This is a genomic window from Erythrobacter sp. HA7-11, assembly GCF_055693605.1.
On the sequence record NZ_JBVFUF010000002.1, the window covers coordinates 2,593,554 to 2,615,931 of the forward strand.

The window sequence follows — 22,378 nt, forward strand, 5'->3', positions numbered from 1 at the left end:
GCTGAGTACGCCATTTTCCTGTCTGCCCTAGTTATTCAGTGTTTCGCTGTCGAGGCTGAACAGGTTACGATTACGCGATTTTTGGATTGGAGCCACGTTGCAATGACCCTACCGCCCTTTCACCTCGCCTTTCCGGTCGATGACCTTGCTTCTGCGCGCCAATTCTATGGAGAAGTGCTAGGCTGTGCGGAAGGGCGAAGTTCAGACGAATGGATCGATTTCGACCTCTGCGGCCATCAAATTGTCGCGCATCTCGCGCCAGAGGCTGCTGGGGATCGCGCTAGTAATCCCGTGGATGGGCATGGCGTGCCTATCCCTCATTTCGGTCTGGTTCTGGAGATGGGAGACTGGCAGGCGCTCGCCGAGCGGCTGACCGCAGCGAAGACGGACTTCGTGATCGAACCCACGGTCCGTTTCAAAGGCCAGCGCGGCGAGCAGGCGACGATGTTCTTCCGTGACCCCGCAGGCAACGCGATCGAGATGAAGGCTTTCGCCGATCCGGCTCAGCTCTTTGCACGCTGAGGCGTTTCGACGCGCAGCAGCCAATCAGTCGAGCGTAAAGCCGATCTTCAAGTGGACTTGAAAATGCGCGACTTGCCCGTCGGTGATGTGCCCGCGTGTTTCGACCACTTCAAACCATTGGAGGTTGCGAACGGTCTCATTGGCTTTGGCTACCGCACCGCGAATGGCATCATCGGTCGACTCGGTTGAACTGCCAACGACTTCGAGAATTTTGTAAATGTGGTCCGGCATGCTGCTCTCTCCTGTGAATTGAGTGCTCTCACTCTCAACGCACGAGACAGCAAAAACGGTCCTTCACTTCTCTGCGAACCAGCTCTCGCCCAGCGCGTCTTGTACGAGAGCAGCACGCAACGCGGCGATGCCCATCCCTTTCTCGCTGCTGGTTATGTGCAATTCGGGGTAGGCTGCGGGGTGCTTTCGCGATTCTTCCGCGACTGAGCGTGCCGTCTTTTCGAGCTCGCTCGCTTTGATTTTATCCGCCTTAGTCAGGACGATGCGATATCCGACGGCTGCTTCATCTAGCATTGTCATCATTTCGCGGTCGACTTCTTTGAGGCCATGTCGGCTGTCGACCAACACGAGATTACGGGCGAGAACCGGTACGTACCGCGCAGATATTGCCGAACCAGCCGCTTCCAGTTTTCGACTACTTTGATCGGAGCTTTGGCAAAGCCGTATCCGGGCATATCGACCAAGCGGAACAGCGTCGGCTCCCCCACTTCGAAGATGTTGAGCTCCTGCGTGCGGCCAGGCGTCACCGAAGCGCGAGCGATGGCTTTGCGTCCGGTCAGAGCGTTCAAAAGCGAGCTTTTGCCGACATTCGACCGTCCGCAAAAGGCGATCTCCGGCACAGTCGGCTCTGGCAGGAATTTGAGCTGCGGCGCGGACAGCAGGAAATCGACCCGCCCCGAAAACAGCTTGCTAGCCTGGCGTTCGCGAAATTCCTGCGCGCGTTCTTCTTCCGGCGTCATCGAACAACCTCAGCCCTTTGAGGCTTCCTCACGCTTGGCCGCCAGCGCCTTTTCCTCTTTCTCTTTTTCCATCGCCGCGCGCAATTGCGGGTGCTTGGAATAGAGATAGCTCTGCTGCGCGAGCGTCAGAATGTTCGACGTTACCCAGTAGAGCAACAGGCCAGCCGCAAACGGCGCCATTACGAACATCAAGATCCACGGCATGAAGTTGAAAATCTGCTGCTGCATGGGGTCCATCGCGCTCGGGTTGAGCTTGAAGGTCATCCACATCGTGATGCCCAGAAGCACGGCGAGCACGCCAATGCCAAGGAAGCCGCTGACTTCAAAAGGCAACAGGCCAAACAGGTTGAGGATCGTCCAGGGGTCGGGCGCGGAAAGGTCCCGAATCCAGAAATCGACCAGTGGCTCGTGGCGCATTTCGATGGCAAGGATCAGAACTTTGTAGAGCGCGAAGAAGATCGGGATCTGCACCAGCAAGGGAAGGCAGCCGGAAAGCGGATTGACCTTTTCATCCTTGTACAGCTTCATGATCTCTTGCTGCTGCTTTTGCTTGTCGTCCTTGTAACGCTCCTGGATCGCTTTCATCTTGGGCTGAACGGCCTTCATTGCGGCCATACTCGCAAAGCCCTTTTGAGCAATCGGGAACAGCAAGCCGCGAACGACAACCGTCAGCAGAATGATCGCGACACCGAAATTGCCGACCAGCGCGAACAGGTTTTTAAGCAGCCACAAAAGCGGCTTTTCAAGGAACCAGAACCAACCCCATGAGATCGCCAGACCGAAGTCATCGATCCCGGAGTCTTCGTAAGTATCGAGAACCGAGCTCTCCTTTGCTCCGGCGAACAATTGCGTCGTCTGGCTGACTTGCTGGCCAGCGGGCAAGGTCACGGCGTCATAGATCACATCGGTGCGGTAAAGACCGTCTCCGAGCGACCGGAAGCTCGCATCGACCGAGCCGCCATCTCCGGGTATCAAGGCAGACAGCCAATAGCGGTCGGTGAATCCCAGCCACGACGCAGTCCCTTCGGGCTCATAGGTTTGGCCATCGGTCAAATCATCATAGGCGTATTCTTCGTCTATCGTGCCATCGAAGACGCCGACCGGCCCGGAATGTACGATAAACTCGTCGGCTGATGCATTAGCATCGGTGCGTTTGATCAAAGAGAACGGTTGAACAACCGCGGCATTTTCACCGGTGTTCGCGACCGATTGCTCGGCCTCGATCATGTAATTTTCATCAATCGACAGTTTGATTGAATAGGTAAGTCCGTTCGCGTCCGCGTGCGTCAGAGTCACCGGCGTTTGCGGGGTCAAACGCTCGCCATCTGCCGACCAGACAACAGTCGGCGCCAGTCGCTCCGCATTGGCAAGAAAGCCAAACTCGGCAAAGTATTGACTGTCCGTCCGGTCTGGCGCGAACAGCCGGACAGGGCCACTATCCTTATCGATTGTGGCTTGGTGATCTTTCAGAACAAGATCATCGATCCGCGCGCCAACCAGATTGATCGAACCGGCGACACGCGGTGCATCGATCACAACTCGCTGCGGATCAGCCAATGCGGCGTCAAGATCAACGGGACCTGCGGGAGGCGTGACGCCTTCTGGAAGATCAGCCGGCACAACGCTCGTGCCCGGCGCCCCGCTTGCGCTCGCTCCTGCAGCGGGCTCGACTTGTTCAGTTGGAGCGGTGATCGACGCCTGCGGATAGAACACCCGCATAGCCATATCCCAACCGAGGATAAGCAAGCCTGACAGCGCCACGGCCAGCAACAAATTACGCTGATTGTCCAAGAGTTCGATCCCGTCCGTTCGTCGATTACTGTGTTATATAGATACTACACTAGCGATTGCTAGGGCACAGGGTCATAGCCATGTCCGCCCCAAGGATGGCAGCGCATTAGCCGTTTCGTTGCCAGCCATCCACCCTTGATCGCCCCATATTTGCGTAGGGCCTGAATGGCGTATTCCGAGCAAGACGGAGCATATCGACAGGTGGGCGGCAAAATCCGGCTTGGACCCCATTGCCAAGCGCGCGCGATGAAAATGAGTGCGTATTTCAATTGGCACGCTTTCCGCGGCGCGGTCGCCGCCCGCGCGCTGGATCACCTTGACCGGCGTAAGCCCGCTTCAAGGCCAATTCCAGCTCTTCGCCCATCTGCTTGAAATTCCGCTCCACACCACCTGCGCGGTACGATCAGAATATGGTCGTGATCAGCCAGTCCCGATTCGGGCAAGGCTTGCCATAACAATTCGCGAAAACGGCGCTTCATGCGATTGCGCACGACCGCGTTGCCGATCTTTTTAGTGACGGTGATGCCGTAACGCTGGCCTCTCCCACCATTAGGCCGCGTCAACAATACGAAACCCGGGCGTGCATTGCGGAGCCCCTTATTCGCGGCGAGAAAATCAGCGCGTTTGGTCAAAACCGTGGCCATGGGGTGCTCATATACGCAAACGGGCTCCCTATTGGGAGCCCGCAAAGCTATTCAAGTCACTTTGCATCGCCGCAGCGATGCGCGACCTTTGTTAGGCGCAGAGAGTCTTGCGACCACGCTTGCGACGAGCACGCAAAACCTTGCGGCCACCAGGCGTTGCCTTACGTGCGAAGAAACCGTGACGGCGGGCGCGCACGAGATTGCTGGGTTGAAATGTCCGCTTCATATCGTCCTCGAAATCAATTCTGCGATGCGGCCTCGAAAGCCGCAAAGCGTATCAATAAAACTGTACCAATAAAAAGGGCCGCCAACTGGCGACCTCAATCACCGCGTGCAGTTATGGGAAAGCGATGAGCGAGTCAAGGCTTGCGACGCGAATGAAGGGCTCGTCATTTGCAGCTTTGGCAATATTGTCAGGGGCAAGAAAATCAAGCGCAAGCCTGCGTTTGCGAACGAGCTTTCGCGCATCTGGACGCAGCCAATGGCGCATCTCTGCCGCGCCCAGCCATTTTGCGCTGCGGTGCGGAGCCGAATTGGTCATCGCATAAAAATTTTTCGCACGCGTCGCGCTCATTCCCATTTCCCGGTAATAGTCGAGATATAACCGGTTTTCCGGAGCATCTGGAGCGAAATCCTTTGGTTCACGCCCACGGCTGTCGAGCCACGAGTGGACGGCGAATTCGGCACCGTCATCCATTGTCCGCTTGGTCCCTGCAAGAAAAAGCTCGACCGCACCGGAGCGAACAGAACCGCCGTTAGGTACGTGTGTCGCAAGTCCCGCAGCACGGATCATGCGCCCAACCCTGAGATTGGCGATGTCGTCACTTGTTCCGGGCGCTTCGATCATCTCCAGCGATTCCAGATTGGGGAAATCGTGCAGCATGGCAGCGAAGTATCGTGGGCTCATCGGCCCAGTCGGACCGACAACCGCTGCGCGCTTGCCGTCCAGAACCTGAAAAGGCCCGTATTGGGCTATAGCGCCAACGTGATGACTGTGTGACAGCGGCAATGCATAACGCGCATTTTGAGGGGCACTCGCGCGCTCGGCATAAGTGTATTCAGCCACAATTTTCTGACTGGACCGTAATGCCGAATTTTGCGGCTTTCGTGGCTCTTGGGGAATTGTCTCTGAAACTCGAACCCAGCGCTGTTCGGCGGGGTCCCATTCTTCAACCCAGCGCTCAACAGCAATGGATCGCGAACCTGGATTATCTTGAGCCATTGCCGCGCTAGGGGACAGCAGTGGCAGAGCCAACAGGCTTAAAGCAGCAAATAGAATGTGGCAAAAGCGTTGCATGCTCATCGTATGAGCCGCAGGCTTTTTAAGAATGACGAAGTTTTATCCTTGCAAAAACCTTTAGGAATCGCCCCTATACGGCACGCAAGATCTTGCTAACCTTAGCCTCTTCTTTGGTTTGATGATCGATTTGGCTGGGGGAAGAGGCTTGGTCGCCTTAGTAAAAACTGTCGCATATCTGGGTCTCGAGGCTCGTAGCGTGGAGGTCCAGTGTCAGGTGGCATCGGGCCTCCCGCGCTTCACGATCGTTGGATTGCCCGACAAAGCTGTGAGCGAAAGCCGGGAAAGAGTGCAGGCGGCATTGTCTGCTATGGGGTTGGCCCTCCCGCCCAAGCGCATCACCATCAACCTTTCGCCCGCTGACTTGCCCAAAGATGGCTCGCACTATGATCTGCCGATTGCGCTAGCGCTATTGGCGGCCATGGGCGTCACCGATGCCGAACAATTGGTTGACTGGTTGGCTGTTGGTGAGCTTTCTCTCGATGGGCGCATTGTGGCGACCCCCGGCGCGTTGCTGGCCGCTCTGCATGCAAGCGAGCAAGAAGTGGGTCTAATCTGTCCGTACCGAGCAAGGTCCTGAGGCCAAATGGGCAAGTGGTGTCCCAGTGTTGGCCGCAAGCGACCTGGTCAGCCTGCTCAATCATCTCAAGGGCACGCAAACACTCGACGAACCTCCACGGGGAGAAGTCGAGGAAATGCATGTCAGCGCCGATCTGAAGCAGGTGAAGGGGCAGGAAACAGCCAAGCGCGCGCTCGAAATCGCAGCTGCTGGTGGGCACAACATGCTGATGGTCGGGCCGCCAGGATCAGGCAAAAGCCTGCTCGCCTCGTGTCTTCCGGGCATTCTTCCAGAGCTCACACCGTCCGAGGCGCTTGAGGTGTCCATGGTGCAGTCTGTCGCCGGGCTGCTCGACAATGGCAGGATCAGCCGGGCAAGACCGTTTCGTGCACCTCACCATTCAGCGAGTATGGCAGCGCTGACAGGTGGCGGCTTGAAGGTAAAGCCAGGTGAAGTCAGCCTCGCACATCTGGGAGTCCTATTCCTCGATGAGCTGCCCGAATTTCAGCGCCCGGTGCTGGATTCGCTCAGACAGCCGCTCGAGACTGGAAAGGTCGACGTCGCGCGGGCAAATGCCCACGTCACTTTCCCTGCACGCGTTCAACTGATCGCAGCCATGAACCCGTGCCGCTGCGGCCACGCCGGAGAACCAGGCCATGTTTGTGCGCGAGGACCGCGCTGCGCCAGCGAATATCAGGCTCGGATCAGCGGACCATTACTCGACCGTATCGATCTGCATGTCGAAGTTGGTGCGGTAAGTGCTGTCGACATGGCGATGGCATCGTCCAGTGAGAGCAGCAATGCCGTGCGGGGACGGGTCGCCGATGCACGCCGTGCGCAAGAGGCACGCGGTGTGCGATCCAATGCAGAACTAGAAGGCGAGAAGCTGGAACACTTTGCGGCGCCCGATGATGCGGGGCGTGACCTTTTGATGCGAGCCGCGGAGAAATTGCGACTGTCTGCGCGTGGATACACTCGAATGCTTCGTGTTGCGCGAACGATCGCTGATTTGGATGGTTCGCAGAAAGTTCGCCGTTCACATATCGCCGAGGGATTAAGTTATCGCCACCAGCCTGCAAGGGTTTGAGTTTTTTCGGCGTCTTGAAGCACTGGACGAGATGAACGCGCTCGATTCTCGCGCACAACCGCGCTAATACCGGAGCTGAAGGGTCATTAAAACGACTTCGTTCGCGGATGACACTATGCGCGCGCGCATCAAAATAGCTGAGGTTTGTGATGGCCCGCCCGTTTCGCATGGTCGATCATCAAAGCGTTCAGCCGAGGAGACCCGCATGATTACTTGGCTTCAGGAAAAATATCTCGACCTGCTGGGGTCGATTTACATTTATAACGAGCATCGCGGTTACACAGCGCTCGATCGTGTGCTGGAGGCCGTGCGCCAGCGTTCGCCCAACGACACGGAATTCATCGCAAAGGTTGAGCAGCACCGCGCCGATGAGCGCAAGCACTATGTCATGTTCAAACGGTGGTTCGAACTGCGCGGCACAATGCCGCTGTCGGTTGATCGCACATTTGGCCATATCGACCGCTTCATTGAGATCATGTTTGGAACCCAGATCGACAGCCTCGATACGCAAGCGATCGTCGATGATGATCGCCTGTTCGAGCGGCTGTGCCGGGTCATCTCTCTGACCGAACAGCGCGGCTATCAGCAGGTCGAGATCCTTCTCGGCAATCGATTTGTGAAATCCGATCCCGCGCTTATGCGCATATTTGAGGTGATCAAACGCGATGAGCCAAGCCATTGGGCGCCCTATGACGGATGGCTCAAAGATAATGCCAAGCGTGATCCCAAGTGGTGGGAGCGATTAGTAGACAGCTTCATCCATTCAGAGCTGCTGGTGGTGAAATTGCCGATCCTTTTCCTCAATCCGCTGGTCGAACGCCGTATCAATTGGGCGGATGATGGTGAGATTGACCCAGATCGCTATCAGCTGAAACGTGGTCTATCGCGCGCATAAGTGGCTCAGCATTTGCCCGCCTCTGAAATGAGCGACGAGACAACGACAGTGCAGGCGAGCTTGATAGCGCGCCTGTTCAAGTGGCGAGTTGGCGCGATGTTGGTGCGCAACACTGTGGTCAGCACCGGCGTGTTCCTGATCGGCCTCGCATGCCTGTGGGCATTGGTGGAATTTGGCAGGCTCGATGAAGTCATTGCTTCGGGTATCGGCTTCATAATTGCCAACACCTTGCACTATGTGCTGGCGCGCAGTTGGGTATTTCGCGGCACCGATCGCGAGATTGTCAGCGGCTATGCCTATTTCGTATTGAACGGACTGTTCGGGCTAGCCATCACCATGGGGTTGATGGCGATCATGCTGGAATACACGCCGATTAATTATCTGATCGCGCGAATTTTGGTCTCCGTCATTGCAGGTCTGGCGATGTTCGTCATCAACGCGGTGTGGAATTTCCGCCGCGTTTGAACCTCATCTCAACCAGCGGCGCGTTTGGCCTTGTTGAGATCGACAACGTCACCGCTACCCATGGCAGGATTGGGTTCTGCGATCGTACCGTCGGCGCGTTTGCCAAGGTTCTCACGGGCCACCAGCCAGAGATCCTCATGCGTGAGAATTCGCCCGTCGTGCGAAAGGATCGAGACGGGGCCGATCGGCAGCCGGTCCTTTTCATCGACAAGCACCGGGCTCTCTTCGACCTCAACGCCGTATTTCTGTCCCCACTGACGCAAAGCGAGCATCGCGGGCAGCAGATCGAAGCCCTTCGCAGTCAAACGATACTCAATCTTGCGACGATCATCTGCGCACGGTTCGCGCTTCAAGATGCCATGCTCAACCAGCTTGGCGAGACGGTTTGAGAGGATATTGCGCGCGATCCCAAGCTCGCTGAGAAATTCCTCAAAATGATGCAGGCCGTTGAAGCTCGCCCGAAGGATCATGAACGACCACCGTTCGCCCATGACTTCCAGCGCCTGCGGCAACCCGCATTCGGTCAATTCTCTCAATGGCTCGCGAATGTCGCCCATATTTCAGTCCCTCTCGTGAAACCCTTTTTAGCGCGTTTTTCACAAAGCTCAAAAAGATTTCAGTTTTTAGTTGCAACTAAAAACTTATTATCATAGGTAGTGATTCGCAACTAGTTTTGATTAGAGACCTAGTAGCAGATGTTGAATATCTGAAAAGGACCGAAGCGATGACCCTCTCCCTTCCCCGCGCCAGCCGCCTGTCGATTTTCGCCTTGGCGATTGCGTACACTGGCCTCACTTTTGGCGTAGCGACCGCGCCTGTGTCTGCGAAAAGTGGCGCTTACTACACTGCCACCCTCGCTCAACCTGCTGAAGACGATCGCGCCGTCGCATCTGGCGTGGCATGGTCATGCAAGGGCACGACCTGTGTTGCGAACAAAGGCAATTCACGCCCCTTGCGCATCTGTCGCGGCCTGTCGCGCGAGTTCGGTGAAGTTGTGACCTTCACTGCGAAAGGCGAAGAGTTGGCAGACGACAAGCTGGCCAAGTGCAACGGCAAGTAACTCCCACCCTCTCCTCTCGTCCGAAGCTCTCCAACTCGGACGAAGAACATGACCCCTGGCGCTTTCCCCAATTCGCGCCAGGGGTTTTTTGTTAGCGTGAGAGAAAACCAGCAGACATCAATTGCCGTTCAAGCGCGTACCGCATCCGTGAAGAGATGCGCACTCCAACCCCGTATTTGAGCAGCGGCAATATTGGCGGCATTGTCGTCCGTGAAAAACACCTGATCGGGTGCGAAACCACTGCGCTGTTCCGTGATTTCATAGATCCGCGGATCGGGCTTGGCGACCTGCTCTGTACCCGACACTATGATGTCATCGAAAAGATCGAAAATCAGCTGATTCGGTCTGAACCCGGCCCAGAATTCATGGCCAAAGTTGGTCAGGCAGAAAAGCGGAACGCCTTCTTCATGCAGTTGCTTCACCAAAGCGTGCGTACCCGGCACTGGCCCCGGTATTGTTTCGTTGAACCTCTCGGCATACGCGCGGATAAGCGCTTCGTGATCCGGAAATTCGGCAATCCGTTCGGGGAGCATCTCGGCGAGAGGCCGCCCGCGATCATGCTGGAAATGCCATTCTTCGGTAACGACGTTAGCTAAGAACCACTCGCGTTCCTGCTCATCTTCGATCAGCTTTTCAAATAATGCGCTGAGCCGCCAATCGAACAGCACCCGACCCACGTCGAAAACCACGGCTTTGGCAGCAACACTCACAATATGGTCTCCCAAAACACCAACGGCCCGCTCTCCTGTGCGGAGGCGGGCCGGTGCGTTCGCGCAATTGCCTGATCAGGCAATACGCAATCGAAAAGGCTGGTTAGCCCTGACGCGCTTTAAAGCGACGGTTGGTCTTGTTGATAACATATGTGCGTCCGCGACGACGAATAACGCGGCAGTCGCGGTGACGGTTTTTCAGCGACTTAAGGCTGTTGCGGATTTTCATTGTTCGTTCCTGATAATAAAACAGGCACCGGAGGCAGTCTCCGATGCCGGAAATTCTGCCGCCGCGCCTAAGCGCCAAAACGCGATTCGTCAACTGTTCTCGCGGATTTCCGTGAGTTTACGCTCCCACGCCAAAGCGTGCGCGATGATTGTATCGAGGTCGGCATGCTGCGGCTGCCACGGCAATGTTGCCCGGATCCGCGCCGGATCGGAGACCAAAGAATCTGGATCACCGGCGCGGCGCCCCTCAATGACCCGCTCAATCTTCTGGTTGGTCGCCCGGTCAACAGCATCCAAGACTTCCATCACAGAAAAACCGCGACCATAGCCGCAATTCATCGTCAAAGATCGCTCTGGCTGGTCCATAAGCGCTTCTAATGCGAGAACATGTGCCGCAGCCAAGTCGCTTACGTGAATATAGTCGCGCACCCCGGTACCATCGGGAGTGTCATAGTCGGTTCCGAATACACTTACCGAGGCGCGCTTGCCCAAAGCCGCTTCGACCGCGACTTTGATCAGATGCGTTGCCCCTGCTGTCGATTGTCCGCTTCTGGCTTCCGGATCGGCCCCGGCCACATTGAAATAGCGCAATGCACAAAAATTGAGGTCGTGCGCGCGCGAAACATCGCCGAGCATTTGCTCGGTCATCAGCTTGGACCAGCCATAAGGATTGATCGGAGCCTGCGGTGTATCTTCACTGACGGGCGACTCCTCGGGGATACCATAGGTAGCCGCCGTCGAAGAAAAGATGAAATGTTTGACCCCTGCCTTGGTCGCGGCATCGATCAGCGCCCGGCTTTTCGCCGTGTTGTTGTGGTAATATTTGAGCGGGTTCTCGACGCTTTCGGGCACAATGATCGAGCCTGCGAAATGCATGATGGCTCGGGTGCCCTGCTCTGCGAAGATGCGAGCAAGCAAGTTACTGTCTTCGATGTCGCCTTCATATAGAGCGACACCTTCAGGAACGGCAAAACGAAACCCGGTGGTGAGATTATCGATGACTGCGACCGGCCAGCCTGCATCTTTCAGCGCGAGAACAGCGTGGCTGCCAATATAGCCTGCACCGCCTGTTACAAGGACGGGCACTTTCGATTTGGAGATCATGTCTATCGCCTAGATCGTCTGGCCGCCTTTACGCGGCTGATGTTGCGTCTTTGCGCCGCTCTTTGCACAATCCAGCAAAAGGGTTCAAATACATAGATAAGGTTTTGGCAGGATTTTAGCAGCTAGGGCCGCCACGAGAGGACGCGAACATGAAACCGAGAATGATGCAGAGGTATGCGAAGGTCGCAGCATTGACCGCATTGGCAGGGCTCAGTGCTTGCGCGACCACCGCACCGCCCAGCCCAATCTCGGTGACCCGGTTTCATGATGCATCAAGCATCTCTGAGATTGGCCAGGGCGTTGTTTTTATCGAAAGCGCTCCCGGGCTTGAGGACCAATCGCTAGAATTGGCCCCATACAAGTCAGCAATTGCAGCTGAATTGGCTTCTCTCGGCTATCGCGAAGGACCGCGAACGGAGGCGGACGCAATCGCACAGATTGCCGTCGAAACCTTTGAGACCCGCGGCGAGCGCGCTGGGCGCAGCCCGGTAAGCGTCGGTGTTGGCGGGCGGACCGGCTCGTTCGGATCAGGGGTCGGTCTTGGCCTAGGCATCAATCTTGGCGGCGGTGCGAAAGCACGTGTCGCCCGGCAGATGTCAGTTGTGCTCAAGCCGGTCACCACTGATGGAAGCGCGGCTACGAACCTGTGGGAAGGACGTGCTCAGCTTGAAGTGACTAAGGAAACGACCGAGGACAGCGCGTCAGTTGTGGCACCACTTTTGGCAAAAGCCTTGTTCCGCGACTTTCCAGGCGGCAATGGCGATACGACCACGGTCGAAATCGAAAATCTCCAGCCAAGCGAGTAACAACTAAAGTGCCTGACATTGCAATTGATGCCGCGTTTGACAGTGGCAATATCGAAGTCCTGTCGATCAGCGGCCAGACGGCAGAGCTGGCCATTCCGCGCGATCACATGTCAGAATTCGCGCAGTGGTTCCATTTCCGCGTTACCTGTGAAGCAGGCGTCAAGCTTACCCTCAAAATCACCGGACTGAATGGAAGCGCATATCCTGGCGGCTGGCCCGATTATGATGCGTGTGTCTCAGAAGACAGGGAGTTCTGGGGCCGTGCTGAAAGCAGCTTCGATAAAGATAAAGCGAACGGCACGTTGACCATCAATTACGCTCCGTCTGGCAACACCGCCTGGTTCGCCTACTTTGCCCCCTATTCGATGGAGCGCCATCACGATCTCGTCGCGGAGGCAGCGTCATGTGAGGGCGTAGAATTGCTGCGCTTAGGGCAAACGTTGGACGGCCAGCCGATCGATTGCCTTGAAATGGGCGAAGGTGAACGTTCGGTCTGGCTCTATGCCCGGCAACACCCTGGAGAAACCCAGGCTGAATGGTGGATGGAAGGCGCGTTGGAGTGCTTGACTGATCCGACCGATCCGGTTGCGCGTGCCCTTCTTCAAAAATGCCGCTTCCATATTGTCCCTAACTGCAATCCTGATGGCTCGCGCCGCGGACATCTGCGCACCAATGCTGTTGGCACCAACCTAAATCGTGAGTGGGCAGATCCCAGCGCCGAGAAGTCACCGGAAGTTCTCGCAATCCGCGATTACATGGACAAGACCGGCGTGAATTTCGCAATGGATGTGCACGGTGACGAGGCCATTCCGGCGGTATTCCTCGCTGGCTTTGAGGGGATCCCCAGCTGGACCGACGAATTGGGAGAGAGCTTCTATCGTTACGAGCGCATACTCGACCGCCGAACGCCCGACTTCCAGACCAAGCTGGGCTATCCCAAGGCGCCGGCGGGCAAGGCAAATCTATCGATCAGCACAAATCAGGTCGCACATCGATATGGCTGCACGGCAATGACGCTCGAGATGCCATATAAGGATCTGGCCGATGCGCCCGAGCCCGAGCAGGGTTGGTCGCCTGAGCGATGCAAATTGCTCGCGCGCGATTGCCTCGCAGCTTTGCTGGAGTGGATCGAGACCGAAGCCACCTAGTCGAGGTGGGCCGGCCCGAACGCGTGAGGCAGCAATTGGGAAAGACGGACCGTGCGGACCTCGTCGTTACCAACGCAATAGATGGCTGGATCAGTGCCACCCAATTGCGCTAGTTCATTGAGCACTTGGCGGCATCGCCCGCACGGAGTGATCGGCGCTCCATCGCCTTTATCGTCAGGACCAGTCACCGCGACAGCGACCAGACCTCCGCGCACACCTTCAGCCATAGCCTTCGATACGGCAATCGTTTCGGCGCAGAGCGAAAGCCCATAGCTAGCATTCTCGATATTCGTGCCAGTGACCATTCTTCCGTCATCGAAAAGCAACGCCGAACCAACAGGATACTTCGAGTAAGGCGAATAGGACTGAGCCGAAGCCTCGCGTGCTGCGGAGATCAGAACCTGTTCGTCTATTTCTGTATCACCACCCATTCGATTGGCTCCTCTGCCGCCTCAGAAATCAATTGGCTGTTCGCACTCCACAATAGCCAAGGGCGCCCGGCATAATTCGGTTTAGCCCTATCACGCTCAAGCCAAAGATCACGCTCGACGGTGTTAGCGATTTTGTACCGTTCCTCAAAATCACGACTGACTTTAAGGACGACCGGCTTGCCTGCGTGCAATTCCACCTGATTGATGAGCGTCATGACCTCACTCTCGATAGCGGCATCACTTACCTTTGAAGCGCACTCTGCTTCGGCAAGGTTCAATTCAATCGCCGGGGGAAGGAGATCAGCATTCCGCGCCACCATCTGCGTGAAATAAGTGCTTTGCGGATCGGCAGGGAGGCAAGGATTGAATGGCAGGAGAACGCCGATCTTTAGCTGCGTGCCTGACGCACGCTCAATACGGGAGGCGAAATCGTCTTCTTCAGCGCGAGAACTGTCTTCTAGGCGGAGGTACACAAACTTCGCACCGATCGCGCTAAGTGCCGAAAAACGCACTTGCTCTGGTCCGGAACGGATGACCGCCCCCTGCTCTGGGTACGATGCTTCGTCGGGTCGCCAACTGCGCATGTCCCACCACAACCATGAGGCATAAAGAATGGTTGCAAACACTATCGTCGCCAAAGTGTAGAGCGCGAGGCGCCGCGCCAAAGGTGGCTGCTTTTTACGGCGTGCGTCGCTTCTCGTATTTCTTGATCGAATTGCCTTTTTTGCCATTTTCCCGCTGGTCTCTTTTCAGCCCTTGATGTGCAGGACGCAGATCAGAGTGAACAGGCGGCGAGAAGTGGCAAAATCGGTCTCAACCTTGCCCTCAAGGCGCTCCATCAAAAGTTCAGCCGCATTGTTGTGAATGCCCCTGCGAGCCATGTCGATTGTTTCGATCTCCGATGGGGTCGCCTTTCGGATGGCCTGGTAATAGCTGTCGCAGATCGCAAAATATTCGCGGATTGGCCGGCGGAAACGCGCAAGTCCGATCACCAGACTTTCGAGCAGGCTATCGTCCGTGTCGCTCACATCCATGACTAGGCGACCATCGCGAACAGACAGCTTCAAATGGAACGGACCATCAGCGCCGCGCTCAGTGCTCCGCACCGGCTTGAAAGTGTTTTCTTCGATCAAGTCGTAGATCGCCACGCGCCGCTCTTGCTCGACATCGGCATTTCGCCAGAGGATCGTCTCCTCATCGAGCGCAACGTGCGCGATGCGATAGCTTGCATTGGATTCGGGCGATTGATTGACCATCGTGGAAAGCGCCTTCGCAGATTGCAGCGGGGCTGTTCAAGCACTTCGCGAAACCATCCCCGCTATCCACAGTCATGTGAGGCGAAATTGCCGCCATTTGCACTTGCGTGTGAGGGCGTGAAGGCAGAGATAGGCCCGCATGGCCGAACCCGAATTTCTTCTACCAGCCGATTCACAAGCCGAATCTGGGCGCAAACTTCCCTCGAATCTCGAAGCGGAGGCAGCCTTTTTGGGTGCAGTGTTGATCGACAATCGGGTCATTGAGGAACTGCAGACGCCGATCCGGCCCGACCATTTCTTTGAGCCACTCCACGAACGCATTTACGCGCGGATCCTGACGCTGATTGAGCGCAATGCGACAGCCAGCCCGGTGACTCTGCGCCCCTATTTCGAGGGCGATGAAGCGTTGAAGGAGCTCGGCGGCACCAGCTACCTTGCACAACTGACTGCAAACGGAGCTGGCTTGCTCGCCCCCGAGAGTTGGCGCAGCAAATTTATGACTTGGCCCTGTTGCGCGAATTGGTGAGCGTTGGACGCGGACTGGTTGAAGGGGCACTCGATACCAGCGAAGAAGTCGATCCGATGGACCGGATTTCGCAGGCCGAAGCGGACTTGTTCAAGGTCGCCGAGGGTGCTGCGACCGGCAGCGAAGCCTCATCCTTCCGTGATGCTGCCTTAACCGCCATCAAAATGGCTGAGGCCGCGATGAATTCCGGCGGCGGGCTGTCGGGAAAGACGACGGGTCTGGATTCGATCGACCGAAAAACATCGGGCCTGCACGCATCGGACCTGATCATCCTTGCCGGACGCCCCGGCATGGGCAAGACATCGCTCGCGACCAACATCGCGTTCAATTGTGCCGAAGCGCATCTGAATTGGGAACGTGATGGAGGCGAATTCAACTATGGTGCGCCAGCCGCCTTCTTCAGTCTGGAGATGAGCGCAGACCAGCTTGCAACCCGTATTCTGGCGGAGCAGGCAGAGATCAGTTCTGAAGCGCTTCGTAGCGGTAAGCTAAGCCGTGAAGATTTTCAGAAGCTTTCGTTTGCGAGCCAGAGGCTGGCTGAACTGCCACTCTATATCGACGACACACCTGCTCTGACCATCGGGGCGCTGCGTACGCGTGCGCGAAGGATGAAGCGGCGGCATGACATTGGCCTAATCGTGGTCGACTATCTGCAATTGCTGCAAGGTTCGGGTCGCGCAAACGACAACCGCGTCAATGAAATCTCCGAAATCAGCCGCGGTTTGAAGACACTAGCAAAGGAACTCAGCGTTCCGGTGATCGCCCTCTCGCAGCTTAGTCGTGCTGTCGAGCAACGCGAAGACAAACGCCCGATGCTGTCAGACCTGCGCGAATCCGGGTCGATCGAGCAAGACGCCGACATGGTGTGGTTCGTCTATCGTGACGACTATTATCTTGAAGCGACAAGGCCGGATTTCCCGACCGAGGCGAGCACTCCGGAAGCGGTCGAGAAATACCGCGCTTGGGAGGAGGCTTTCGAGCAGGTCAAGAACAAGGCGGCCGTGAACGTCGCAAAGCAGCGCCACGGCTCGACTGGCATGGTCCCGCTTCACTTCCAGAGCGAGTTCACCAAGTTCTCTTCGCCAAATCTCAAAGATTATTCGGATTACGGATTCGAATAAAGGTGCAGGCCTTGTGCGCGCTTCACGGATTAAGGCGCCTGGCAAGCCACGCATCGGTAAGGCCCAGCCAGAGAGAGGCGCGCCACACGATCCGTCTCCAGAGCCCGGCGTTTTCGCGGTACCATTCCTCGGAAACCTCAGTGCTAGCGCCTTCCAAATGGTCAACGAATTCTCGAAGTCGCGCGGCAAGCTCCTCGTCCTCGACACGCACCATCAGCTCAAGATTGATGCGCAAAGACCGGCGATCCATATTCGCGCTGCCGAAATAGCTGATCGCATCGACAATGATCAGTTTCATGTGGAGCTTACACGGCTGAAACTCGAAGATTTTCGCGCCAGCGCGCAAAGGCAATTTGTAGAGTAGTCGAGCAGCCTCAATGCTCGCGTCAATGTCAGACTTGCCAGCAAGAACCATCCGGACTTTGCCACGGCGCGCGATCTGCGCGATCTGCCGGCGAATGCTGCGTTGCGGCGTAAAATAGGCGGTTACCAAGTCAAGCCGCGTCGCCTTAGCCATATCGCGCTTGAATTTGAACGCCCATTTGGGCGCCCTGACGACTGGCCCACCCAAAGTAAGCTGCACCGGACCGTCGCCGGGATCCCAATCGCGGACCATGCGGCGGATGGCGCGCAATTGCGATCCGCCATTGCTCACCCAGTCGCACAGAATACCGAACCATTCCGTGAACCGATTGACCACCGGTCCCTCGATCGCGACCGCCAGATCGCACCAACCGTTCTTTTCTGGCGGCGCGAAATAGTGGTCCGACACGTTTGAGCCGCCCGTCATCACGCGCTTGCCATCTGCGATGGCAAACTTTTGATGATTGCGGATCAGGTACCCCCTGCCGAAGCGCGGCGAAAAAACCTCGAAGGTGCCGCCGGCTCCAATAAGTGGATCGAAAAAGTGGTCCGGTGCATCACTCCCGAAGGCGTCGATGACAAGATGCACTCGCACGCCTCGATCGACGGCCTTAACAAGAGCATCGAGAACCTGCTGCCCCGATCCGTCGTGCTGGAACATGTAGTAGAAGATATCGAGAGATTCTGTCGCCTCAGCAATATGGTCGATCAATGCGGCAAGGCGATCCGAACCACCGGGATAAAATGTAAATGCGTGCCCCTGAGCATCCACTTGGAAACTATGCGAATCGCAATAGTCGCTGGTCGAGGTTTCAGCAGGATTGGGGGCAGGAGCGTCAGGCACGATTGCTCCATGCCCACTTGTGCAGCCCGTTGCAATTTCTTGACTCATCGTTGCAGCATCCCTACCTGCGTCGCTTCTTCCGAAATTTCAGACTTGTGAGGCCAGAATGGCACGCGTTACCGTTGAAGATTGCGTCGATAAGGTTCCAAACCGCTTCGATCTCGTATTGCTCGCTGCACAGCGCGCGCGCGAGATTTCCGGCGGCGCAGAGCTGACCGTTGATCGCGATCGCGACAAGAATCCTGTGGTGGCGCTGCGCGAGGTGGCTGAACAGACCATCAAGCCGAAAGAACTGCACGAATCACTCGTGACAGGTCTTCAGAAGATCCTCCCCGATGACGAGGATGATGCCGATGAAATCGGTTCTTTGAGCCAATCTGCTGAGGCGCTGCGGATCACTGCATCGGCACCGACACGCTCGACCTCAATCGGTTCGGATTACGACGCTGGCTGATCGCTCAGCTCGACATGACCTCAAAGAAAGGCTGCCAGAATGGCGGCCTTTTTTTATGCTCCCAGGTGAAGTGAGCGCCTGCGTCGTGCTTATCAGTTTGCTGAGCACAGCGACTTTGCGGGCGCTTCCGCAACCGCGTCCAACCTGCCTATAAGCTCAGCAGATTTGATGAGGAGCTCATGAGCGACATCTCGGAAGGCGTGGGGGCAGCCATCGAAGGCGCGCTGGCTGGCAAAGCTGTTGAACCCAAACATGGCGTAGCGCCTTCCCAAGGATGTGATCCCGCTGGCCAAGGCCAATGCCAGAATTGTGGCACCGAAACGATCGGTTCGCATTGCCATCGATGCGGACAGAAGACACACATCCATCGCAGCTTGGCAGCGATCGGCCACGACATCATGCACGGTGTGTTGCACCTCGATGGCAAGCTGTGGCGCACCTTGCCTATGCTGATCGCAAAACCTGGTGCGCTCACCAGGCGTTATATCGACGGGGAACGAGCGAAGTTCGTCAGCCCTATGGCGATGTTCCTTTTCAGCGTTTTCCTAATGTTTGCCGTTTTCCAGATGCTCGGCGTCACGACGCCAACCGACCTGAACAACAACGGATTCAGCGAGGCGATTGAAGCGGATGCTCAAGCTGAGCTCGACAATGCGACTGAACGGTTGGCGAATGCCGATGAAGGTTCAGCAGAGTTCGAGCAAGCTACCGAAGACATCGAGGCAGCGCGCGGGGCCATCAGCGCCATGAATGAAGTGCGTGCAGTTGATTTGGGTGAGAATGCTGAGATTAATCTCACGGGAATTAAGGCCATTGATGAGGGCTTGGTGAAGAAGTGGCAGGAAAATCCCAGCCTCATGCTCTATAAGCTGCAGACTAACGCCTATAAATTTAGCTGGCTACTAATCCCGATCTCGATCCCATTCGTATGGATCCTCTTCGCGTGGAAACGTCGATTCAAAGCCTATGATCACGCGATTTTCGTCACCTATTCACTGAGTTTCATGACGATCCTATTTATCACTGCCTCGCTGCTGATAACGGTCGGTGCGCCGCTACCCATCGTCGTGTTAAGCACGGCGCTAATCCCACCGATCCATCTCTACAAGCAGCTCCGGTACTCCTACACGCTAGGTCGCTTCGGTGCCTTCTGGAGGCTCGTTATGCTCAGCATCTTCATCTGGATCGCAGTGGCGTTGTTTCTGCAGGCGCTTCTGGCGCTCGGAGCTTTCTAGGCCCGAATGAGGAAGGGCGGCCTTGCTACCAAGACCGCCCTCAAGCGCTTTTACTGCTCTCAGGAAGCGCAGCGTCAGGCACCTTGCGGTGCTGCACCACCTTTATCGTCCTTGGAGCCAAACCGCTTTCCCGCCTTTGGAATGGCCGAGCCATGCGCTGGTTGGACCACCGAAGGTCCCTTCGGCTCGTCGGGGCGGTCAAACTTGCCGTCTTCCAACAGCTGCTTGATCTCATCACCCGTGAGCGTTTCGTATTCAAGCATCGCTTGAGCAAGAAGATGCAGCTGATCTTCATGCTTTTTGAGCAGCTCGGTCGCTCGCTTGTGGGCGCCTTCAACCAAGCCTTTGATCTCAGCGTCGATCAGCTTGTTCGTCTCCGCACCGCCCATCGTGCGCGCGGTCTGACCCATGCCGAGATAGCCCTCTTGGCTCTGCTCATATTGCAGTGGCCCGAGCTTTTCCGACATGCCCCACTTGGTCACCATATTGCGGGCCAAGTCGGTCGCGTATTGGATGTCGGATGATGCGCCAGAGCTCACCTTGTCGTGGCCGAAGATCAGTTCTTCAGCGACACGGTCGCCCATGCTTACCGAGAGGTTCGCATGCATCTTGTCGCGGTGATAGGAATAGCTGTCACGCTCAGGCAAACGCATGACCATACCCAGCGCGCGACCACGCGGGATGATCGTCGCCTTGTGGATCGGGTCCGACGCCTCTTCGTGGACGGAGACGATAGCATGGCCAGCCTCGTGATAGGCTGTCATCTTTTTCTCGTCCTCAGTCATGACCATGGAGCGACGCTCCGCACCCATCATGACCTTGTCTTTCGCGTCTTCGAACTCCTGCATCGCGACAAGGCGCTTATTGCGCCGCGCCGCCAAGAGGGCCGCCTCATTCACAAGGTTTGCGAGATCCGCGCCTGAGAATCCGGGCGTGCCGCGCGCGATGGTGCGTGGATTCACATCGGGTGCCAGCGGAACTTTCTTCATGTGCACGCCGAGGATCTTCTCGCGGCCATCGATGTCTGGGATCGGAACCACGACCTGGCGATCGAAGCGCCCTGGACGCAGCAGAGCTGGGTCAAGCACGTCAGGGCGGTTAGTCGCCGCAACGATGATGATGCCTTCGTTGGCTTCAAAGCCGTCCATCTCAACGAGGAGCTGGTTGAGCGTCTGCTCGCGTTCGTCGTTCGAGTTGCCAAGGCCATGGCCACGCGAGCGGCTAGACCGCATCAATTTCGTCGATAAAGACGATACACGGAGCATTCTTTTTGGCCTGTTCAAACATGTCGCGCACGCGGCTGGCGCCGACGCCAACGAACATCTCAACAAAGTCCGAGCCGGAGATGGTGAAGAACGGAACGCCAGCCTCACCCGCAATTGCGCGAGCAAGCAGGGTCTTACCCGTACCAGGCGAGCCGACCAGCAGCGCGCCCTTGGGGATCTGGCCGCCTAGTTTTGAAAATCGTTGGGGGTCCTTCAGGAACTCAACGACCTCTTCGAGTTCCTCGCGCGCCTCATCGATGCCAGCGACATCCTCAAAGGTAACACGGCCCTGCCGCTCGGTCAGCATCTTGGCCTTGGACTTGCCGAAGCCCATGGCGCCGCCGCCGCCGCCTTTTTGGACCTGGCGCAGTGCAAAAAATGCGATACCGAGGATCAGAATAAATGGCAGCGACTGGATCAGGATGTAAAAAAGTACATTGGGTTCTTCAGCCGCTTCGCCGGAGTATTTTACTCCGTTCTCATCCAGCAGTTCTGTGAGGCCGTCATCGCTTGGGACTGGGATAGTAGAGAATGGCTTCTCGTCATTCTTGAGCGTGCCAGTTATCAAGTTGGGTGCAATCTGAACTTCACTCACGCGCCCTTCGGCAACTGCTTCACGGAATTCGGAATAGCGGATTTGTTGACCAGTTGGCGCGGCGCCGTTGTTGAACATGGACACAACCACGAGCAGCGCCATGAAGATGCCGCCCCAGATCATCAATTGCTTTACCCAAGGATTGGGGTTTTCCGGTGGGTTTTGCTGCGGGTCGTTTTCGTCGCTCATTCGCTCAGATTCCTTATTTCCAACAGAATATGTAGGCGCGGATGGATGAATGGCAAGTTAGGTTCGACAGAGTGTGTTCAACTGAATTTCTGATAAGACTGATAGCGCGAAACGATCACATCAGACGTCGCACTGGTCCGAAGGCGCATACGCCCTGAGAAATACATCCACGGCACCCGCAATCCTGAGGTCGTTATCCTCTTGGCTTGGTACCGCGCCGAAGCGCCTCTCAAGGTCACCCATACCCTTGGCCATTGAAACGAATTGCTCGGCGGCGAGGTCCGCGTCTTCAATATCCAATTCGCCAGTCGCGCAAGCATGCGCCAACCAAGCGCTGAAGCTCTGCTTCATGCGCCAAGGTCCCGCCTCGAGAAACGCGTGACCGATCGCTGGCTCGTATTCGGTTTCTGCCGCGATACGCCTGTCAAACTGAATCATTTCCGGACGGGATAAAAACGCAAACATCGCTTGAGCAATGACAGTCAAACGGTCTCGGATAGAGCCGTGAGGAACCCCCTCAAGGCTAAAATAGCCGCGCATCTTCTCGCATTCGCGCTCGACAGTGGCTGCGAAGAGCGAGCGCTTGTCTCCGAAGTGATTGTAAATGGTCACCTTTGAGACACCGGCATCGTGCCGCGACCTGCTCGATAGAAGTCGCAGCGAATCCAACGTCAAAGAATCGCTCGGATGCCGCCTCAATGATCGCATGGCGTTTGGCAACGTCGGACGGGCGGCCCGGTTTCGGTTTTTCCGAGCTATTTTTCAATTCTTTGGAACTCATCCTGTTTTTGCCAGTTGACAATCTGAACGTC

22 protein-coding genes and 5 pseudogenes are annotated in these 22,378 nt (G+C 56.6%); 10 read left to right on the top strand and 17 right to left on the bottom strand.

Annotation, left to right across the window (positions count from 1 at the left end):
- The first annotated feature begins 102 nt into the window (after positions 1 to 102).
- Positions 103 to 522, top strand: a complete 420-nt coding sequence (locus ACZ1GU_RS13245; RefSeq protein ID WP_472648434.1) for a VOC family protein — start codon at positions 103 to 105, stop codon at positions 520 to 522.
- A 24-nt stretch (positions 523 to 546) separates the two neighbouring features.
- Here ACZ1GU_RS13245 and ACZ1GU_RS13250 read toward each other — a convergent pair whose 3' ends face one another.
- From ACZ1GU_RS13250 to ACZ1GU_RS13280, 7 genes and pseudogenes are all read right to left on the bottom strand, one after another.
- Positions 547 to 753 (bottom strand): dodecin, encoded by a 207-nt coding sequence (locus ACZ1GU_RS13250; protein WP_472648435.1) that lies wholly within the window; start codon positions 751 to 753, stop codon positions 547 to 549.
- Between the two features lie 63 nt (positions 754 to 816).
- Positions 817 to 1,493 (bottom strand): annotated as a pseudogene (gene yihA, locus ACZ1GU_RS13255) (ribosome biogenesis GTP-binding protein YihA/YsxC).
- Between the two features lie 9 nt (positions 1,494 to 1,502).
- Positions 1,503 to 3,284, bottom strand: a complete 1,782-nt coding sequence (yidC, locus tag ACZ1GU_RS13260) for a membrane protein insertase YidC (protein ID WP_472648436.1) — start codon at positions 3,282 to 3,284, stop codon at positions 1,503 to 1,505.
- Between the two features lie 59 nt (positions 3,285 to 3,343).
- Complete coding sequence (gene yidD, locus ACZ1GU_RS13265; RefSeq protein ID WP_472648437.1) at positions 3,344 to 3,553, bottom strand: membrane protein insertion efficiency factor YidD; 210 nt, start codon at positions 3,551 to 3,553, stop codon at positions 3,344 to 3,346.
- Positions 3,550 to 3,928 (bottom strand): annotated as a pseudogene (gene rnpA / locus ACZ1GU_RS13270) (ribonuclease P protein component). Before rnpA ends, yidD begins: the two are co-directional and overlap by 4 nt.
- Before the next feature lie 91 nt (positions 3,929 to 4,019).
- A complete protein-coding gene (gene rpmH / locus ACZ1GU_RS13275; RefSeq protein WP_119514694.1) occupies positions 4,020 to 4,154 on the bottom strand; it encodes a 50S ribosomal protein L34 in 135 nt (44 codons plus the stop codon).
- A gap of 111 nt (positions 4,155 to 4,265) precedes the next feature.
- Complete coding sequence (locus ACZ1GU_RS13280) at positions 4,266 to 4,994, bottom strand: alpha/beta hydrolase (protein ID WP_472648438.1); 729 nt, start codon at positions 4,992 to 4,994, stop codon at positions 4,266 to 4,268.
- Between the two features lie 379 nt (positions 4,995 to 5,373).
- On the opposite strand from ACZ1GU_RS13280, the pseudogene ACZ1GU_RS13285 reads away from it, so the two are divergent.
- The 3 genes and pseudogenes from ACZ1GU_RS13285 to ACZ1GU_RS13295 all read left to right on the top strand — a co-directional run bounded on the left by ACZ1GU_RS13285 (position 5,374) and on the right by ACZ1GU_RS13295 (position 8,231).
- Positions 5,374 to 6,871 (top strand): annotated as a pseudogene (locus ACZ1GU_RS13285) (YifB family Mg chelatase-like AAA ATPase).
- Between the two features lie 205 nt (positions 6,872 to 7,076).
- Positions 7,077 to 7,766, top strand: a complete 690-nt coding sequence (locus ACZ1GU_RS13290) for a ferritin-like domain-containing protein (RefSeq protein ID WP_472648439.1) — start codon at positions 7,077 to 7,079, stop codon at positions 7,764 to 7,766.
- Between the two features lie 27 nt (positions 7,767 to 7,793).
- Positions 7,794 to 8,231 carry a GtrA family protein gene (locus ACZ1GU_RS13295; protein ID WP_472648440.1) on the top strand — a complete coding sequence of 146 codons (438 nt, stop codon included), beginning with the start codon at positions 7,794 to 7,796 and terminating at the stop codon, positions 8,229 to 8,231.
- A gap of 8 nt (positions 8,232 to 8,239) precedes the next feature.
- Here the strand turns inward: ACZ1GU_RS13295 and ACZ1GU_RS13300 are convergent, their stop codons facing one another.
- Entirely contained in the window at positions 8,240 to 8,788 is a 549-nt protein-coding gene (locus ACZ1GU_RS13300; protein WP_472648441.1) for a winged helix-turn-helix transcriptional regulator, read from the bottom strand.
- 167 nt (positions 8,789 to 8,955) lie between these two features.
- Here ACZ1GU_RS13300 and ACZ1GU_RS13305 point away from each other — a divergent pair, with 167 nt between their 5' ends.
- A complete protein-coding gene (locus ACZ1GU_RS13305) occupies positions 8,956 to 9,291 on the top strand; it encodes a DUF8200 family protein (RefSeq protein WP_472648442.1) in 336 nt (111 codons plus the stop codon).
- 128 nt (positions 9,292 to 9,419) lie between these two features.
- On the opposite strand, the gene ACZ1GU_RS13310 is transcribed toward ACZ1GU_RS13305, so the two are convergent.
- The 3 genes from ACZ1GU_RS13310 to galE all read right to left on the bottom strand — a co-directional run bounded on the left by ACZ1GU_RS13310 (position 9,420) and on the right by galE (position 11,333).
- Positions 9,420 to 10,001, bottom strand: a complete 582-nt coding sequence (locus ACZ1GU_RS13310; RefSeq protein WP_472648443.1) for an HAD family hydrolase — start codon at positions 9,999 to 10,001, stop codon at positions 9,420 to 9,422.
- A 103-nt stretch (positions 10,002 to 10,104) separates the two neighbouring features.
- Complete coding sequence (ykgO, locus tag ACZ1GU_RS13315; protein WP_007165381.1) at positions 10,105 to 10,230, bottom strand: type B 50S ribosomal protein L36; 126 nt, start codon at positions 10,228 to 10,230, stop codon at positions 10,105 to 10,107.
- Positions 10,231 to 10,319: 89 nt separating this feature from the next.
- On the bottom strand, positions 10,320 to 11,333 hold the full coding sequence (gene galE / locus ACZ1GU_RS13320) for a UDP-glucose 4-epimerase GalE (protein ID WP_472648444.1): 1,014 nt from the start codon (positions 11,331 to 11,333) through the stop codon (positions 10,320 to 10,322).
- 149 nt (positions 11,334 to 11,482) lie between these two features.
- Between galE and ACZ1GU_RS13325 the strand changes: the two genes are divergently transcribed.
- The gene (locus ACZ1GU_RS13325) at positions 11,483 to 12,139 is read left to right on the top strand and encodes a DUF4136 domain-containing protein (RefSeq protein ID WP_472648445.1); all 657 of its coding nucleotides are present in this window, start codon (positions 11,483 to 11,485) and stop codon (positions 12,137 to 12,139) included.
- An 8-nt stretch (positions 12,140 to 12,147) separates the two neighbouring features.
- Positions 12,148 to 13,287, top strand: a complete 1,140-nt coding sequence (locus tag ACZ1GU_RS13330; protein ID WP_472648446.1) for a M14 family metallopeptidase — start codon at positions 12,148 to 12,150, stop codon at positions 13,285 to 13,287.
- Here ACZ1GU_RS13330 and ACZ1GU_RS13335 read toward each other — a convergent pair.
- The 3 genes from ACZ1GU_RS13335 to ACZ1GU_RS13345 form a co-directional block, all read right to left on the bottom strand.
- Positions 13,284 to 13,718, bottom strand: coding sequence for a cytidine deaminase (locus ACZ1GU_RS13335; RefSeq protein WP_472648447.1), 435 nt, complete (start codon positions 13,716 to 13,718; stop codon positions 13,284 to 13,286). The genes ACZ1GU_RS13330 and ACZ1GU_RS13335 overlap by 4 nt on opposite strands.
- Positions 13,697 to 14,383 (bottom strand): glycoside hydrolase family 25 protein, encoded by a 687-nt coding sequence (locus ACZ1GU_RS13340; protein ID WP_472648448.1) that lies wholly within the window; start codon positions 14,381 to 14,383, stop codon positions 13,697 to 13,699. The genes ACZ1GU_RS13335 and ACZ1GU_RS13340 overlap by 22 nt, the downstream gene beginning before the upstream one ends.
- 84 nt (positions 14,384 to 14,467) lie before the next feature.
- Positions 14,468 to 14,974, bottom strand: coding sequence for a UPF0262 family protein (locus tag ACZ1GU_RS13345; RefSeq protein ID WP_472648449.1), 507 nt, complete (start codon positions 14,972 to 14,974; stop codon positions 14,468 to 14,470).
- A 139-nt stretch (positions 14,975 to 15,113) separates the two neighbouring features.
- Between ACZ1GU_RS13345 and ACZ1GU_RS13350 the strand changes: the two are divergent.
- Positions 15,114 to 16,621, top strand: a pseudogene (locus ACZ1GU_RS13350) (replicative DNA helicase).
- Positions 16,622 to 16,643: 22 nt separating this feature from the next.
- On the opposite strand, the gene ACZ1GU_RS13355 reads toward ACZ1GU_RS13350, so the two are convergent.
- Positions 16,644 to 17,876, bottom strand: coding sequence for a phospholipase D-like domain-containing protein (locus ACZ1GU_RS13355; protein WP_472648450.1), 1,233 nt, complete (start codon positions 17,874 to 17,876; stop codon positions 16,644 to 16,646).
- 58 nt (positions 17,877 to 17,934) lie between these two features.
- Here ACZ1GU_RS13355 and rpoZ point away from each other — a divergent pair, with 58 nt between their 5' ends.
- Both rpoZ and ACZ1GU_RS13365 read left to right on the top strand, forming a co-directional pair.
- The gene (gene rpoZ, locus ACZ1GU_RS13360; RefSeq protein ID WP_472648451.1) at positions 17,935 to 18,282 is read left to right on the top strand and encodes a DNA-directed RNA polymerase subunit omega; all 348 of its coding nucleotides are present in this window, start codon (positions 17,935 to 17,937) and stop codon (positions 18,280 to 18,282) included.
- A 200-nt stretch (positions 18,283 to 18,482) separates the two neighbouring features.
- Positions 18,483 to 19,517, top strand: coding sequence for a DUF3667 domain-containing protein (locus ACZ1GU_RS13365; RefSeq protein ID WP_472648452.1), 1,035 nt, complete (start codon positions 18,483 to 18,485; stop codon positions 19,515 to 19,517).
- A gap of 74 nt (positions 19,518 to 19,591) precedes the next feature.
- On the opposite strand, the pseudogene ftsH reads toward ACZ1GU_RS13365, so the two are convergent.
- Together ftsH and ACZ1GU_RS13375 are read right to left on the bottom strand one after the other, a co-directional pair.
- Positions 19,592 to 21,566: pseudogene (ftsH, locus tag ACZ1GU_RS13370) on the bottom strand (ATP-dependent zinc metalloprotease FtsH).
- 120 nt (positions 21,567 to 21,686) lie between these two features.
- Positions 21,687 to 22,235 carry a TetR/AcrR family transcriptional regulator gene (locus ACZ1GU_RS13375; protein WP_472648453.1) on the bottom strand — a complete coding sequence of 183 codons (549 nt, stop codon included), beginning with the start codon at positions 22,233 to 22,235 and terminating at the stop codon, positions 21,687 to 21,689.
- Positions 22,236 to 22,378: the final 143 nt, after the last annotated feature.